At 34.9% G+C, this 14,986-nt stretch carries 10 protein-coding genes and 1 tRNA gene; 2 read left to right on the top strand and 9 right to left on the bottom strand.

The genetic code is table 11. The features are described 5' to 3' along the window. Positions 1-160: 160 nt before the first annotated feature. Positions 161-499 (top strand): MerR family transcriptional regulator, encoded by a 339-nt coding sequence (locus tag CS842_RS06400; RefSeq protein ID WP_103327996.1) that lies wholly within the window; start codon positions 161-163, stop codon positions 497-499. Positions 500-1,269: 770 nt separating this feature from the next. Here the strand turns inward: CS842_RS06400 and CS842_RS06395 are convergent. The 8 genes from CS842_RS06395 to phrB all read right to left on the bottom strand — a co-directional run bounded on the left by CS842_RS06395 (position 1,270) and on the right by phrB (position 9,956). Continuing rightward, positions 1,270-1,479 (bottom strand): hypothetical protein, encoded by a 210-nt coding sequence (locus tag CS842_RS06395; protein ID WP_103327995.1) that lies wholly within the window; start codon positions 1,477-1,479, stop codon positions 1,270-1,272. A 206-nt stretch (positions 1,480-1,685) separates the two neighbouring features. Continuing rightward, a complete protein-coding gene (locus CS842_RS06390) occupies positions 1,686-1,970 on the bottom strand; it encodes a hypothetical protein (RefSeq protein WP_103327994.1) in 285 nt (94 codons plus the stop codon). Between the two features lie 1,037 nt (positions 1,971-3,007). Beyond that, positions 3,008-3,358 (bottom strand): hypothetical protein, encoded by a 351-nt coding sequence (locus CS842_RS06385; protein WP_103327993.1) that lies wholly within the window; start codon positions 3,356-3,358, stop codon positions 3,008-3,010. Further along, a complete protein-coding gene (gene trmD, locus CS842_RS06380) occupies positions 3,342-4,025 on the bottom strand; it encodes a tRNA (guanosine(37)-N1)-methyltransferase TrmD (RefSeq protein WP_103328060.1) in 684 nt (227 codons plus the stop codon). Before trmD ends, CS842_RS06385 begins: the two co-directional genes overlap by 17 nt. Positions 4,026-4,477: 452 nt before the next feature. Further along, positions 4,478-5,248: a succinate dehydrogenase/fumarate reductase iron-sulfur subunit gene (locus tag CS842_RS06375; protein WP_103327992.1), complete on the bottom strand. Its 771-nt coding sequence runs from the start codon at positions 5,246-5,248 to the stop codon at positions 4,478-4,480. 10 nt (positions 5,249-5,258) lie between these two features. Beyond that, complete coding sequence (locus CS842_RS06370; protein ID WP_103327991.1) at positions 5,259-7,271, bottom strand: fumarate reductase/succinate dehydrogenase flavoprotein subunit; 2,013 nt, start codon at positions 7,269-7,271, stop codon at positions 5,259-5,261. A 30-nt stretch (positions 7,272-7,301) separates the two neighbouring features. Further along, a complete protein-coding gene (locus CS842_RS06365; RefSeq protein ID WP_103327990.1) occupies positions 7,302-7,952 on the bottom strand; it encodes a succinate dehydrogenase cytochrome b subunit in 651 nt (216 codons plus the stop codon). Positions 7,953-8,534: 582 nt separating this feature from the next. Next, positions 8,535-9,956, bottom strand: a complete 1,422-nt coding sequence (gene phrB / locus CS842_RS06360) for a deoxyribodipyrimidine photo-lyase (RefSeq protein ID WP_103327989.1) — start codon at positions 9,954-9,956, stop codon at positions 8,535-8,537. Between the two features lie 2,905 nt (positions 9,957-12,861). Between phrB and CS842_RS06355 the strand changes: the two genes are divergently transcribed. Continuing rightward, on the top strand, positions 12,862-13,251 hold the full coding sequence (locus tag CS842_RS06355; RefSeq protein ID WP_146037484.1) for an MDR/zinc-dependent alcohol dehydrogenase-like family protein: 390 nt from the start codon (positions 12,862-12,864) through the stop codon (positions 13,249-13,251). 730 nt (positions 13,252-13,981) lie between these two features. Here CS842_RS06355 and CS842_RS06350 read toward each other — a convergent pair. Further along, positions 13,982-14,054, bottom strand: a tRNA-Met gene (locus CS842_RS06350). Positions 14,055-14,986 lie beyond the last annotated feature (932 nt).

Genomic DNA, 14,986 nt, shown 5'->3' with positions numbered 1-14,986 from the left:
GGAAGCACAGGACTGTCAACAGGCCCACATCTTCATTATGAAGTAATTAAAGAAGGAATTAAAGTGGATCCACTGGGTTATTTTTATAATGATCTAAGCCCGGACGAGTATAAGCGGATTTTTACTATGGCCACGAAAATGAATCGCTCTCTGGATTAATATGCATATAGAATTTCCTGATAAACTTTATTATTCCATAGGTGAAATAGCCTCTGCTTTTAATGTTAACACCTCGCTTATACGTTTCTGGGAAAAGGAGTTTGATATCCTTACGCCAAGAAAAAATAAGAAAGGAAATCGCTGTTTTTCTAAGAAAGATATAGAAAACTTCAAACTTATTTACCATCTAGTAAAGGAGCGTGGTTATACACTTGAAGGAGCGCGTCACATAATAGACACCAATCAAAAATTAATCAAAGAAGTCAGCGTGATTCATAGACTAGAGGCTGTTCGCGCAGAACTCGTAAGGCTAAAAGATCAATTTGAAGATATATCATAAATGAAAGGATAAAACAATTTATAAACAAATGATTTATCCAAGATATTCCCATTCTCTATTTTATTTCCCTACTTATCCTTATTATCAGAGGTTTAAATAACTTTGATAGGCATCTTCCTACATTTTATTAAAACGTTGCATTTTTTAGTAGCTAAGCTTAAGCGCTTACTTTTTTACGATCTCCTTTGAAACGCTTATTTGGGGTGAAATTTTTCTATTTCATGATAAAAATATGACACTAAACATAGGATTGATCTTACATCTGAGAGATTATTCTTTGTTTTTTTGTACACTGTGAGTCCATTCCCTTTGAACTGACTTGGGGATGAACTATTTTGAACACTGCCCTTCTGTAAAGAAAAATTAACGACCTTCCATTCGGAATTATAGTGACATTCTCCTATATGGCGCAGATAGATAGGTCTCTTCTATAGAGCTTTTATTATATATTGATGTATACCTCCTCATGTTACCCTTACAGGGTGATTTAAAAGCTCGATTGCCGCTTGATCTCAACGTTTCCCATAAAGGTTTCAGATACATGCATTTTTTTCAAATAGCTATTAAGATCTTTTGCGCTGCAATCCTCTCTATGGTTAACGCATATAAAATCCTTTTATTCCTGAAGATGTTGATCTGTATAATCCACGATATAATTTCGAAAATTATCAATTAAGTAAATCCATGAACTTTCCCCTTTATAAATAGAGTTTCTATGCACCCTGTAAGGATTATAATCAAGCAGGTGCTCGCGTAATTTCTTTAACGAGTCATAATACCTCCTGCGATTTTACAAATAAAACTATGAATCTTTCCGTGAAAGATTGTTCATTATCAGCTACATCAAGCAAATAATGAGTAGCTATAGCGTGAAGAAGGAAGTCTTCATTTGGAGGAATATTAACTATCATAATATCATTTTTATCAATAAGGTTGATAGGCTCTTTTTCAGAGCTATCAGGGTTTGAATAATACTCCATATTTATCCCCTGCGGTTCCGTGATCTTTGATTTGTAAAACAATTGAGTATTTTCTCTATCATCAATGATGCTTTCAAGAGTATGTATTTCGGAGAATTTCAGCGAAACATTTTCAATTAAACCGGACGAGGCGAAAAAAAATGATGAATAGTTTAAATCAGGCTCATAGGTTCCTTCTTTAAGAACTAAGGAATTTTTTGAATATTCTATAACTTTATGCTCAGCAGAGACTTGGTTGCTTGAGGGTCGTATACCGTTTTTTTCTTTAGAATTTTGAGCCGATCAGGATCTTTTATGTTAGCGGAATCATTTAAATCAAGATAGGAAAAGACGTAAATATCACTTATAGTTAAGTTTTTATTAGAAATTATCTCTTCTGTAATTATGGGCAAGAGAGTTTTTTTTGAGATTTTCTTTTTTTTAATTAAATATTCTTTAATGGTATATTCTTCTGAATATGCCATTTGATCTTTATCAATTGAAAGATTCACCACCGGGATCCTTACGGAAAATTTTTAAAACCTCTCTTTTAGCGGTTAAAGCGCCGGTAAAGACAATCTTTCATTCTTAGGAATATATTATTTTTCTTTATGGGAATTTGTCTCTTTTTTAGTCAAGCGCTTATAGAGAGACTCAGGTAATTTTACAACCTTAGCTTTGAAGGAATTCAACACTCTAAACCATGACTTAAAAGATTTTCTTTCTTTTTCCTCGCGCTCTGAAGAGTTCTCCATAGTTAGATGAATTGATTTCACGCTAAAAATAGATAAAGCCTATGGGGGAAAATATCTACATCTTAGATATATTTTAATAATATTTAATAATTGAATAGCTATCTTAAAAAGATTTATAAGGATTTTTACCCTAAATAAAAATGTATCTCGCTGTTTTATTAAGTGAAATACCGAAATTATATAATGGAAATAGAGTTATGATTATGAATGAACCTCCTTTGAGGAGTAAAGATTAGAAAAAATTTCTTTAAAAAAAGAAGGACTATACTTCGTCAATAAAGAGATTAAAATAGATCATTTACGTTTCAAACTGAAGATCTCCTTAAACGAAGGCGATTGGGCTGAAGTGAATTTATTCATCTTTAGAATATCAACAAGAGAAGGTATGGTCTTAAGGAGGGATCTGTTCTTTTATTTTCAGGTTTTTTAAATGTTTATTTTTTTTCAAACTCTTCAATTAGATTTATCAAATCTTTTTTATTCCTCTCCTTTGCCAGATCCAGAAACGTTTTGCCTTCTTGATTTTTTTTCATAGGGCCAACTCCATGTTTCAACATATACTCAAAAGTGTTCGATAAATCCCTGTTATCCTTAAGATCAGAGGTGCATGCTCTCTTATTATGGCACGAAGAATGGTATTTCCCTTTAAATCAGTTATATTAAAATCAGTGCCTTTTTTATGAAGATAATTTAAAAAATTATTTTTTTTACCTATAACTGATACATCGAAAACTAGGGTATCGCCTGTACCATTTTTAGCATTTACATCAGCTTTATGGTTCTCTATAAGCCTTTTAATATAAATTGGAAGCGCATATATCTAAAAATGGTGTTATACCCAAATCATCGCAGCGATTTACATCCCCTGATGTATCTTTAAAATCTTTCAGTATAGATTTCCTATTCTTTTCCTTAAAGGAATAATTGCTGATTTTTTTCAAATCTAATTTATCATAAGTCTCTTGCTCTTCTAATCCTTCCAAAACTTTAATTGCAATATTCAGGAACATACCCACCGGGATATCTTTAGAGAGATCTTCAGCTGATTTAATCAAATCCTTAAGTGTGTTTTTTCTTGTTTTGTCAGGATAAAATTTATCTAAAAGTATTGTATTTAGCAGTATTATTCTATCGTGTATCCTCACGGGCTTTTGAGATTCTCTCCCGGGTGTGTCGCAAGGATTGTTCATAACACCAATGATCAATTTTTTGAAAATCTCCCGATAAGAGTATATCAGGCACACCCCAGCCTTTGTATTGCGAAGGGCGCGTATATACAGACTTTCCTAATAAGCCGTCTTGAAAGGAGTCAGTAAGAGCCGAGGTTTCATCGCCTAAAACTCCTGGAATCAGCCTTACGATAGCATCTGTCACCACCGCCGCGGGGATTTCGCCTCCTGAAAGCACATATTCTCCAATAGAAATTTCTCGTGTGATCAGGTAATCGCGTACGCGTTGGTCTACTCCTTTATAGTGTCCGCAAAGAATAATGAGATTCTTTTTTAAGGAGAGCTCATTGGCCTGCGCCTGTGAAAAACGATGGCCATCGGGCGCCATAAAGATAATTTCATCATAGGTACGCTCTGATTGAAGTTTTTCTAAACAGCGCTCTATGGGTTCTATACGCATCACCATACCCGCGCCCCCACCATAAGGATAATCGTCCACTTGTCGATGCTTTCCCAAGCCATAGCTACGCAAATCATGAATATGAATCTCCACTAAGGATTTCTCCAAAGCCCTTTTAACAATCGAAGCGTCAAAGGGACCTTTTAAAAGCTCGGGAAGCAGCGTTAGAATATCTATCCGCATAGGTGAGTTGTCCATAATAAATTAGAATTTATAATATATAAATTTCTTGATTAATTCGAGGATATACTTTATAGTTAAAAAGATTTTTTCAAAAAAACATTAGCCTATATCCTTTACAAAGGAAATATAGCCGGAGTATTTTATAGTTTCTTGCATAAAAAGGATTCGAAGAATGTGATTTAAAAAACCCATTCCATCTAAAAATATAGAAAGCATTGAAAAATTGATATTGCCTTTACACGCAGCAAAAGCGAGTTATACCTGGCTAATATACGTTCAAAAGAAAGACCTATTGATATATTAGATCTACAGAGAAAGATCTCTTGAGGGGGACCTAAGGATTAGTACATAACTAAACACAGGAAAATTTTTATAGCTTGACAGGAATAAAAACTCACAAAAGAGTTAAAGAAAACAGAGGTTCCATACTGAGAGCTAAATTTTTAAAGCCGTCAGTCTTCGTTTTGTATCGATGCGCTGAGGTATTCCCGATTCATTTGGGCGATATTCTCCAGCGAAATCCCTTTGGGACATTCCACCTCGCAAGCGCCAGTATTGCTACAGTTTCCAAAACCTTCTTCATCCATTTGCCTAACCATGGCAAGCGCTCGTCTTTTGGCTTCTACTTTTCCTTGCGGAAGCAAGGCGAGCTGAGAGATTTTAGCCGATACAAAGAGCATAGCAGAGGCATTTTTACAGGTAGCCACACAAGCACCACACCCGATGCAAGCGGCCGCATCAAAAGCCTTGTCCGCATCTTCCTTGGGAATCGGTAGGGCGTTCCCATCTATAGTATTACCTGAAGTATTAACCGACACAAAACCTCCAGAAGCTATTACCCTATCAAACGCCGATCGATCTACCACCAGATCCTTGATCACCGGAAAGGCTCTCGAGCGCCAAGGCTCTATATAGATGGTATCGCCGTTTTTGAAACGACGCATATACAATTGACAGGTGGTCACCAGTTGATCAGGGCCGTGCGCCTGACCGTTGATATAGAGCGAACACATTCCGCAGATACCTTCACGGCAGTCGTGATCAAAAGCTACAGACGATTTATTTTGTCGAATGAGCTGATCGTTCAAGATATCGAGCATTTCCAGAAATGAACTCTCGGGCGAGATGTCTTCTACCCGGTAACCTTCAAAACGACCCGGCTCTTGTGAGTTCTTTTGTCGCCATATTTTCAGTTTTAAACTTAGAGAGCGGTTCGATGTCATAAGTTTTTTTTTATTTGTAAGAGCGCGTTTTAAGCTTCACGAACTCAAAATTTAAATCTTCTTTTTGTAGTTTTTCTTCCTTGATGTTTTCTCCCTGATACTCCCATGCTGCTACATAAGCATAGTGCTCATCATCGCGCAAGGCCTCGCTTTCTTCACTTTGAGATTCTTTTCGAAAATGCCCTCCACAGGATTCTTTGCGGTTAAGCGCATCTTTAGCCATGAGCTCGCCCAATTCAAGAAAATCAGCCACGCGTCCGGCTTTTTCCAGTTCGAGATTTAGCTCATCGATGGCACCCGGGACACACACATCACTCCAAAATTCTTTTCGAATATGTTGAATTTCTTCTATAGCGTCAAGGAGTCCTTTTTCATCTCGCGTCATTCCTACATTGTTCCACATGATTCGTCCTAAAGCTTTATGGAAGTAATCGACAGGTCGACCTCCTTGATTTTTAACAAAAAAATTCAGGCGATCGTACACGTTTTGCTCAGCCGTTTCAAATTCAAAATGTTTTGTCGGAACAGCGCCTGTTCGGATATCCTCTGCCAGATAATCAGCAATAGTATAGGGCAATATGAAATAACCATCTGCCAGGCCCTGCATTAAGGCGGAGGCGCCCAAACGATTGGCTCCGTGATCTGAAAAATTTGCCTCTCCTACCACAAAACAGCCCGGTATGGTGCTCATGAGATTGTAATTCACCCAGATACCTCCCATAGTATAATGAACTGCCGGATAAATTTTCATCGGGGTTCGGTAAGGGTTTTGATCGGTAATCTTTTCATACATCTGAAAAAGATTACCGTACTTAGCCTCTACCACTTTCTCGCCAAGTTGTAAAATTTCTTCATTTTTAGGTTTTTGAATTCCCAGCTCACGAGCTTTTTCTCGTCCGTATCGCTCAATAGCGGTTGAAAAATCTAGAAACACGCCTTCTCCACTCTCATTGTTTTCTATACCGAAACCTGCATCGCAGCGCTCTTTAGCCGCCCGTGAGGCTACATCCCTGGGAACAAGATTTCCAAAAGAAGGATAACGACGCTCAAGATAATAATCCCGAGCCTGCTCAATCAGATCAGCGGGGTTTTTTCCTCCCTGACGGATAGCTATAGATTCTTGTTGATCCTTAGGCAACCAAATACGCCCATCATTACGCAAGGATTCAGACATAAGCGTAAGCTTTGATTGAGAGGTGCCATGCACGGGTATGCAAGTAGGATGAATTTGCGTATAGCACGGATTGGCAAAAAAAGCGCCTTTCTTATGAATCTTCCAGGCTGCCGTCACGTTCGAACCCATAGCGTTGGTAGAGAGAAAGAAGACATTTCCATAGCCACCCGAAGCGATGACTACCGCGTGCGCCGAATGGCGCTCTATTTCACCACTTATCAGGTTGCGCGCGATAATACCGCGTGCCTTCCCGTCGATGATCACCAAATCAAGCATCTCATGACGGTGGTACATCTGAAGGCGTCCTTTACCGATTTGACGAGACATAGCTGAATAGCATCCCAGCAAAAGCTGTTGGCCTGTTTGACCTTTAGCATAAAAAGTTCTTGAGACCTGAACCCCTCCGAAAGAGCGATTATCAAGTAAACCGCTATAATCGCGAGCAAAGGGAACCCCTTGGGCCACACATTGATCGATGATATTGGCTGAAACCTGAGCCAAGCGGTACACATTGGCCTCTCGCGAACGGTAATCTCCTCCTTTGATGGTATCGTAAAAAAGCCGATAGACCGAATCATTGTCTCCTTGATAATTTTTTGCGGCGTTGATCCCTCCTTGCGCGGCAATAGAGTGCGCCCTGCGTGGAGAATCGTGGTAACAAAAGGCCTTGACCTTATAGCCCAGCTCAGCTAAGGTAGCGGCGGCGGAGCCTCCTGCAAGACCTGTTCCTACGACGATCACCTCGATACCGGTACGGTTGTTGGGGGATACTAATTTAAGATTGGCCTTATGGTTTTTCCATTTGTCATCCAGAGGACCCCCGGGAATTTTTGCGTCTAATCTGCTCATATTATGAAAATAGATGGAACTTATAAGGGATTATTGTTTAAAAAAGAACCACAGGGCAATAGTTGAAAAACCCAGGGATATAAACCAAAAATACAGCACGCCGAGTTTTTCAATAAAAGGTGTGTAACTCTTATGACGCGCTCCCATGGATTGAAAAGCCGATTGAAAACCGTGACTAAGGTGAATGGCCAATAATATAAAGGCAATCAGATAAATAACTGTATAGATCGGATTTTTGAAATGCTCTGTAACCAGTTCATAATGAGTGAACCTTCGGGTATCAGCGATTTTTATGGGAATGGTAAAATCCTTTAAATGCAAAATCAAAAAACATAATATCAAAAGACCTGTATAGATCATAGTGCGCGCATTAAAAGGTGTATGTGCCTGCCATTGATTTACCGCATAGGTTACTTTTCCGCGCGCGCTCTTATTTTGTATGTAAAGCTTAATGCCAAAAAAAATATGAGCAATAAAACCTGCCGCGAGAATATACTGGGAGATTTGGATCAACGGGTTAGTAGCCATGAAATGGGACGCTTCGTTAAAGGCTTGCTTACCGCCAAAAAGGAAAAGATTAACACTTAAGTGTACCAAAAGAAACACCATAAGAAAAAAGCCGGTAGCGGCCATTAAAAATTTCTTTCCTATAGAAGAAGCGGTAAACTTAGACTGTTCCATTATTACGTACTATTGCTTTAAAAAAAGACAAACAAATTTAGGATGAGGCATTGTAGATTACAAGTATTTATCAGAATACATTACTTTTTAGAACAATTCTTAATAAAGTGATTTTATGTGGATCTTTATTTATCCTTAAACACAGCTAATTTCATTAGCCAAAAATATACTTTTAGAGCTCAAATATCTTTAGCATTTCTTTATAAAATGTTAATTACTGTTAATAAAATATTTTTGATAATTCCGAGGTTCGGATATTTGTATATTTATGGATAGCTATTCTTAACCACGAGGTTGTTTATCTCTATAGCATACCTTTTCTCTTCGTGGTTATTCTTCTAAAGCTACTCTATAGTTAGTTAAGCAATAAAGCACTCTACAAAAAGTATGATACTTTAACCAATTTGATTTTTGCCGCTGTCAATATTTTGCTCGATCTTTTTAAGTCTTTGGTAAAGAGAAAAAAATGGTTTTTGTGCCAGACAATAAAGTATTTCTTAATAAATTGTTTTGAGCCTAGTATTTTGCTTTTTATCTATTGCTTTTAGGTAACAGCTATATGCATATATAGGAATATAAAGATTATTCCTTAACCGCTTCAAAAGCAGCTAATGCCTGTTTTCTTGCTTGATTATGATCTATAATAGGTAAAGGATAATTAGACTTAAATCCATTTTTTTTCAGCCAATAGTCGGGATTATGAATGTATTCATCCGGGATTTCCTTAAGCTCAGGTAGCCATTTACGTAAAAAAACTCCATTTGGATCAAAACGCTCTCCCTGGGCGGTAGGATTAAAAATCCGAAAATAGGGTGCCGCATCGGTTCCAGTGGAAGCAGACCACTGCCATCCTCCGTTATTAGCTGTCAGATCTCCATCCAAAAGCTGTGACATAAAGTAAAGTTCACCAGAGCGCCAATTGATAAGAAGATCTTTGACCAAAAAGCTGGCGGTGATCATTCGTAAACGATTGTGAATCCATCCCATTGTATTGAGCTGCCGCATGGCAGCATCTACAATGGGATAACCTGTTATACCTTCCTGCCATGCGTTTAAGTGCTCTTCTTTATCACTCCATTGAATTTTATTAGTCCATTTTATAAATGGTTTTTCCATACATAAAAAGGGATAAGCTACAATTAAATGACGATAAAATTCACGCCATATCAACTCATTTAACCAGCTAAAAGCTCCACTCTTTGGATTTTCTAATACATCGGGAAACTCCGTAAGCAATCGGTTGTAACATTGTCTTGGGGAAATAACACCAATAGCTAAATAAGGAGAAAGTTTACTCGTGCCATCGGTTGCTGGAAAATTTCTTTGATCAGCATAATTTTTTACTTTTTCATGGCAAAATCTTCGGAGTTTTTGCAAAGCGAATTTTTCTCCGGAAGAGAAATCTGCATGCACCTTTGTAAAAGGATAATCAAAAGGAGGTATCGTTTTTTCGATTTTTATCGCACCGCTCTTACGTACCTTAGGTGAGGTTAGAGAACGAGTATCGGATTCCTTTAATTTTAGTAAAAATTCCCTTCGAAAGGGAGTATATACCTTATACATTTCTAAATTGCCATTTAAAACAGTCCCGGGTTGTAGTAAGACACTGTCATGATGGTCCTGGCAGATAACTTTATCTCCTAACGATTGCTTTAAATATTCATCCCTTCTATATTCGTTGATTTCATATTGGCAGTTGAAAAAAATTTCTTTTACTTGCTCTTTTATGCAAAAATCTTTTAACCATTCGACAGAAGCGTTAAAATCCTCACATTGATGATAGATCAATGGAATTCCAATCTCTGCTAGAGCTTGCTGTAAATGCAGGAGATTTTCATAAATGAACCTGGCTTGTCTTGGCGCCATATGATGTTTATGCCATTGTTTGGGAGTGGCGATAAAAGTCGATTTTACTGTTACCTGATTATCAGAACAAGCTTTATACAGAGCTTTATTATCGGTAATGCGGAGATCGTTACGAAACCAAATCAAACGAGTGGTCATATTTTATGTTTTGGCTTATTTGTAAATATAATTATTTATAAATCAATTAATCAATAAATAAAAGAACTTTATAATTAATGGGTAATCCGGATCAAAAGTATAATTCTGATTCAACATCTAATATTTAAAATAGTCTTAAAATGAGAATTTTTTGATTCATGTAATTTTAAAAAATATATGTATTATAAATAATCATTTTTATATTAAATAATATATAAGTAAATTAATTATCTGATTTTGTCTGCCTGTATTCTTATTTATCGCGGTTTTGCTCAGCTAGTGAATAATAAAATTTGTGTGGACGGTTTTATTCAGAAATCTTATCGCGCCATGGAAGCTTAGGTATTTTTTCGATCATAATTTGACTTAAATGATAAAGATAATATAAAAGGGAACCCCACTTCATATGGCTATCATGAATAACAATACATAGATTTTCAAGGTTTTTATAAGAGCAAGCTCCATATATGGATATTAAAAATAATAAAGTAAAAAATCCCGCTAGATATATCTTAAAGATAAATGATGAATAAAGCTAGTTATTAAGTCTCATAAGGCTACCGAGAGCGAAAAACTAATCGATCTTTATTATAAAAAAAACCTATTTGATTTTGCTGCTCAAAAAGATGTTAAAATAATACTTAGAATCAGAATCCTCTTCTATCTGATACTTTTATCAGATAGAACTTAAATTTCTGTGCCCAGTTTAAAGCTAAGACAACTCTGTCTATAGGTTTTTTCTTATTGCTCTTTAGTTTCAAGAGTAGTACTACTCTTGATTATAACCAATACCGGAATATCCTTTTTTTCTGGAAAATTCTCATTTGAATCTTTACGCTATTGTAAAAAAATAGAGGTGATTTATGAAGAAGTATTGTTATATAATAATTTGTTAAGAGTCAGTAAGTAACTATAATTTAAATTATTATTTAATATTTAGTAATATTTACATTTCCTTATAATTTCTTTGGAATTTTTTATCGTAATTCACTGATTAATAATTAAACATAATAGATAAAAGAAGATATTTTTATTAAAAAAGTATAAAAAAATAAATAAATTTTTAAAAAAAAGAGTACTCTTTTTTTTAAAAATTTATTTTATGAAAAATCAAGAGGATATAGTGAGCTATCACCAACAATTACTAACATAGAAGATGCAGAAAATAGACTTATTAAGTTAGAAACTTATGATGAACGCAAGGATAGTCTGTCTAAAAAACTTCTGAAAAAATGGAAAGCTAAACCCGCGAAATATCAGGAATTCTCTAAACAGGAATTCTCTAAAGAAGAGATGGTCACTCGTTTGTTGATGAACAAAACAGAAGATCAGATCTTTCCTTATCGATCCAAGTTTAATTCATTATAGTATAGCATCAAAACTTCTCTCCCTGGTATATGTGAAATTGTCGAGCTCTTTGCTAATATAGTTTCTCTTAACCGTCAAGTTAATCAATAGAGTCATCTTGTTCAAAAATAAATTAATAGGAAAAGCGATAAAGATTACTTAAAAGACGCAAAAGTATCCTTTGATGAGGAAGTAACAGATTTAAAAAAATGTTTGACTTTGTGTATACAGAAGGAAAAGAGCTTCTTTTACGAAGCTTTTGAATTCGAAGAGATTATTGATTTTTTTGAAGTTTGATCTCTCAAAGAATGAAAATAATTTAACAAAAAGATATTTTGAAAACAAAATACAAAGCACATACGGAATGATAGAATTTATATCTAGCTTTTTTTTGATACTGATAAAGAAATAGAAGAGATGAAAAAATATTTTGAATGTAAGGATAAGTCAGTTGAATTATCTTATAGGAAGAACCTTTTCGAGGAATCACTTTGACGCAGGAAAGAGCTCCTTTTTAAAAAGGGATATTTGTTTAAAAGTTAAAAAAACTTTTAAGTCCAATGGTATTTATTAAGTATGATGGTGTTTTAGTTTTAGTAAACTCGACTAAAAAATATTTAAAAAAGACCTCATAAATATAACTAAAGATAAAAAAGGTTTATAGGTTCAAGGTTCAAAAACCTGCAGAAGCTAATTTTATGCCTCGATTTTTGAATATGCCTCGATTTTTGAAATGGAAATTTTTTCGTCTTTTTGGAGAAATTGTGACACTTAAATAACTATTTAAATGTGAGTAGGCGGACATTTTTTTGGATTAAAATCGTGTTGGGAGCACTCCAGGATAAGGTCTGATGATTATTGAGTTCTGGATTCCAGCTCCGTTGGCTTTTCCTGGGGAGCTACTTTAATTAAGATATAAATGAGAATGATATGAAAGAAAAGAAGATGCCCTGCTTCCTTCAGTTTACCGGTTAGTTCATACTACCGTAGATCCCTGCCCATTTCATGGGATTCGGAAAGCATCCGTGGTATCTCCTAAAGATCGTGAATTGTTTATAAAAGTAAAAGCCATAAGAGCCCCGCGCTGATATTGAACAAAGTCAGGGACAGTATCTCCCCTCCTTTGGAGGCCTCTGAGGTATTAGGTTTGAAATATCAGGTGAGGTAGTAGATGTAAGAAAAAGTAAGTCGTTTCTCAAAGGAAGATCGCGTAATATCGCTTCTTCAGAGGGGGGGGAGGTTATGCTACTTATGTGTTAGCTCCTGAGCAAACTAGCATGCTTATACCAGATGACGTATCGTATGAAATCGCCGAAGCGCTTCCTAAATCATGGGTTTAGGATGTGGTACAATTTTATAAAACTCGTCGGGCTAAAATCCAATGATGCTGTACTAATTCACGGTGGAAACGGAGGAGTATGAATAATATAACCATACTAAATTATTGCCAAAGCATTCGGGGCGAAATTCATCACTACGGTAAGAAACATGGCAAAGATTCAGGCTATCAGGCGGGCCGGTTCGGGTTGTGTAATACTATACCCTAGCTACTATGCAAATGATGAAAAATACAGGTATTGATCTTATTCTGGATATGGCAGGACCAGATTACCTCGATCGTAACCTAGAAAATATTAAAGCGCGTGGGATCTCTTGTATTAATCGATTCCGGTCGGATGACCGAGGGAATATCGATCTGGGTCATCTCATTACTCAAAATTTGACAATAATGGGATCTGTTCTACATCCTCTTGCGATAAAGGAAAAAGCGCAGCTATCTAAAGAAATACAAAATCAATTGCTTCCCTTACTGAAATCAAGTAGGTTACACCCTAAAATACATTCCTGCTTTGTACTTGAAGATTTTGATCGGGAACACGTTTTGATGCTTTCGAATAATTGTATCGGAAAGATAATATTAACTGTAGATGATACAATTCGTAGATAGAATAATTTATTTTACTCTGCTTAAGAGGGGAATCAAATATAATCGCATATTGTGTTGGTGTTAATCTGTTACAACCTCACAGCATGATTTTGCTGTGAGTTATAAAAAAATCCTGAAAGCAATGAGAAGACTTTCAAAAAGAGAAAATTTATGTAGCTAAAGATAAAAATAAGTAATCTATAAACATTTTGATGCCTTATAAGGCGCAGTGTATATGATCACAGTAAGTAAACCCTTGTTTCATTTATTTATCTAAGTTTATTAAAAAATAATCTCACCCTCAATAAATTTAATCTTGTTTTTCTAATAAACTTAATTATCTCTTATAGAAATATTTTTCTTCACTTATTCTTAATGAAGAAATACGAATAATGATTGGCTGTGTGATTTTAGACGGATTAAAATAAGTCTATTCTTTTTAATCTTTATAAATACGAGCTCAGCTTGCTGTTTTTTATAGAGCGGGAAAATAACTTGAAAAAAATATCAAACATTTACTCCCGGAAGTCTAGATATAGATTTCATTGATTTAGAAAATTTTTTGATTGATAAAGCTATTAACCAGGAATTTTTTTACAGAAAAAATTTCTAGATAACAGAGTGCTGAAAATCATTTTGAAGTATGATGACTTCGGATTTTATTACTAAGAGCAAGTTCCTTAAGTGTTATCAAAATAAACCGCCTCAAATTTAATAGTATTAAAGATGAGACGATTATAAAAATTAATTGTAGCGGGAACAGGACTCGAACCTGTGACCTTCGGGTTATGAGCCCGACGAGCTACCAACTGCTCCATCCCGCGATATGGGGCAAATATAATCATTTTTAATAGAATTAAAAGTTTAAAAACATTCTATCTTCATTAAATATTTATGATCTGAAATTCACTTTTTTTTAAAACTATTGAAAGCGTTTTATATTGTATTGCAATCTGCAGATTCGGCCACTTTTTATAAAAAATGAAATAGTTAAGTTCCGTGAAGATTTATCTTTTTAATAAGTGGTTTAATCTTTTAGCTAGTTTATAAAAGAGACTCTTTGGATTAAGTGCTATTTTCATAAAATTCTGATCTATTGAGAATTGATAATTTCATGCTTTACTCTTCTCAAAGATCTTTTAAATAAGATATTATTTTGAATTTCATCAATTATTTAGATCGAAAAATTTCATAATCTTATTATAAATAAATTGAAAACGAATATTTTATTCTGAAATTGATTTTCAGAATATTAAACGTGATCTCTCTTTAGTTTTATACCCGATTTGAAATTTTCTTTAACTTCTCAAGTTAATTGTTTTTTAGTGCCTTTTTATTTTCGTTTCAGCAAATGAAATTTTTCTTATCAACTAAATGTAAGATTAAATCTTACTCGTTTTACTAAAGATTAAAAACAAAATTTATATAAATAAACCCCTTCGCGAATTTTATTTTCGCGCTCAGCCTGTATCTGAAAGCTTTGATTTGCATTATTATTTAATTTTTATATAACCTTGACTTGTTTTCGGTTCCTCTTCTATTTATGTTTTGTCAGAGTCGGCTAAAGAGAATCTGGTCTCTTGAACAAATGTTTTTTCGCTAATTTTCTTTATAGTCATGAAGGAAAAGTATGGGGTAACTGATTTTTAAATGATCCAGATAATTTAATCCGTAATTTTATATGTACAAAATCAATTAACAGTCGATTTAATAAGTTGGATACGCTTAAATTGCATATTTATAATAGAGCACAACA

Source organism: Bacteroidetes bacterium endosymbiont of Geopemphigus sp. (genome assembly GCF_002904345.1).
Lineage (GTDB): Bacteria > Bacteroidota > Bacteroidia > Flavobacteriales > Blattabacteriaceae > GSPS2-BC2016.
Note: the sequence above shows the minus strand (reverse complement) of the source record. Positions and strands in the feature narration are given on the sequence as shown.

Bases quoted from the DNA above. Each gene is read 5' to 3' on its own strand.
- CS842_RS06400 (WP_103327996.1), top strand. From the start codon at position 161: ATGCATATAGAATTTCCTGATAAACTTTATTATTCCATAGGTGAAATA.
- CS842_RS06395 (WP_103327995.1), bottom strand. From the start codon at position 1,479: ATGGAGTATTATTCAAACCCTGATAGCTCTGAAAAAGAGCCTATCAAC.
- trmD (WP_103328060.1), bottom strand. From the start codon at position 4,025: ATGCGGATAGATATTCTAACGCTGCTTCCCGAGCTTTTAAAAGGTCCC.
- CS842_RS06375 (WP_103327992.1), bottom strand. From the start codon at position 5,248: ATGACATCGAACCGCTCTCTAAGTTTAAAACTGAAAATATGGCGACAA.
- CS842_RS06370 (WP_103327991.1), bottom strand. From the start codon at position 7,271: ATGAGCAGATTAGACGCAAAAATTCCCGGGGGTCCTCTGGATGACAAA.
- CS842_RS06365 (WP_103327990.1), bottom strand. From the start codon at position 7,952: ATGGAACAGTCTAAGTTTACCGCTTCTTCTATAGGAAAGAAATTTTTA.
- phrB (WP_103327989.1), bottom strand. From the start codon at position 9,956: ATGACCACTCGTTTGATTTGGTTTCGTAACGATCTCCGCATTACCGAT.
- CS842_RS06355 (WP_146037484.1), top strand. From the start codon at position 12,862: ATGATGAAAAATACAGGTATTGATCTTATTCTGGATATGGCAGGACCA.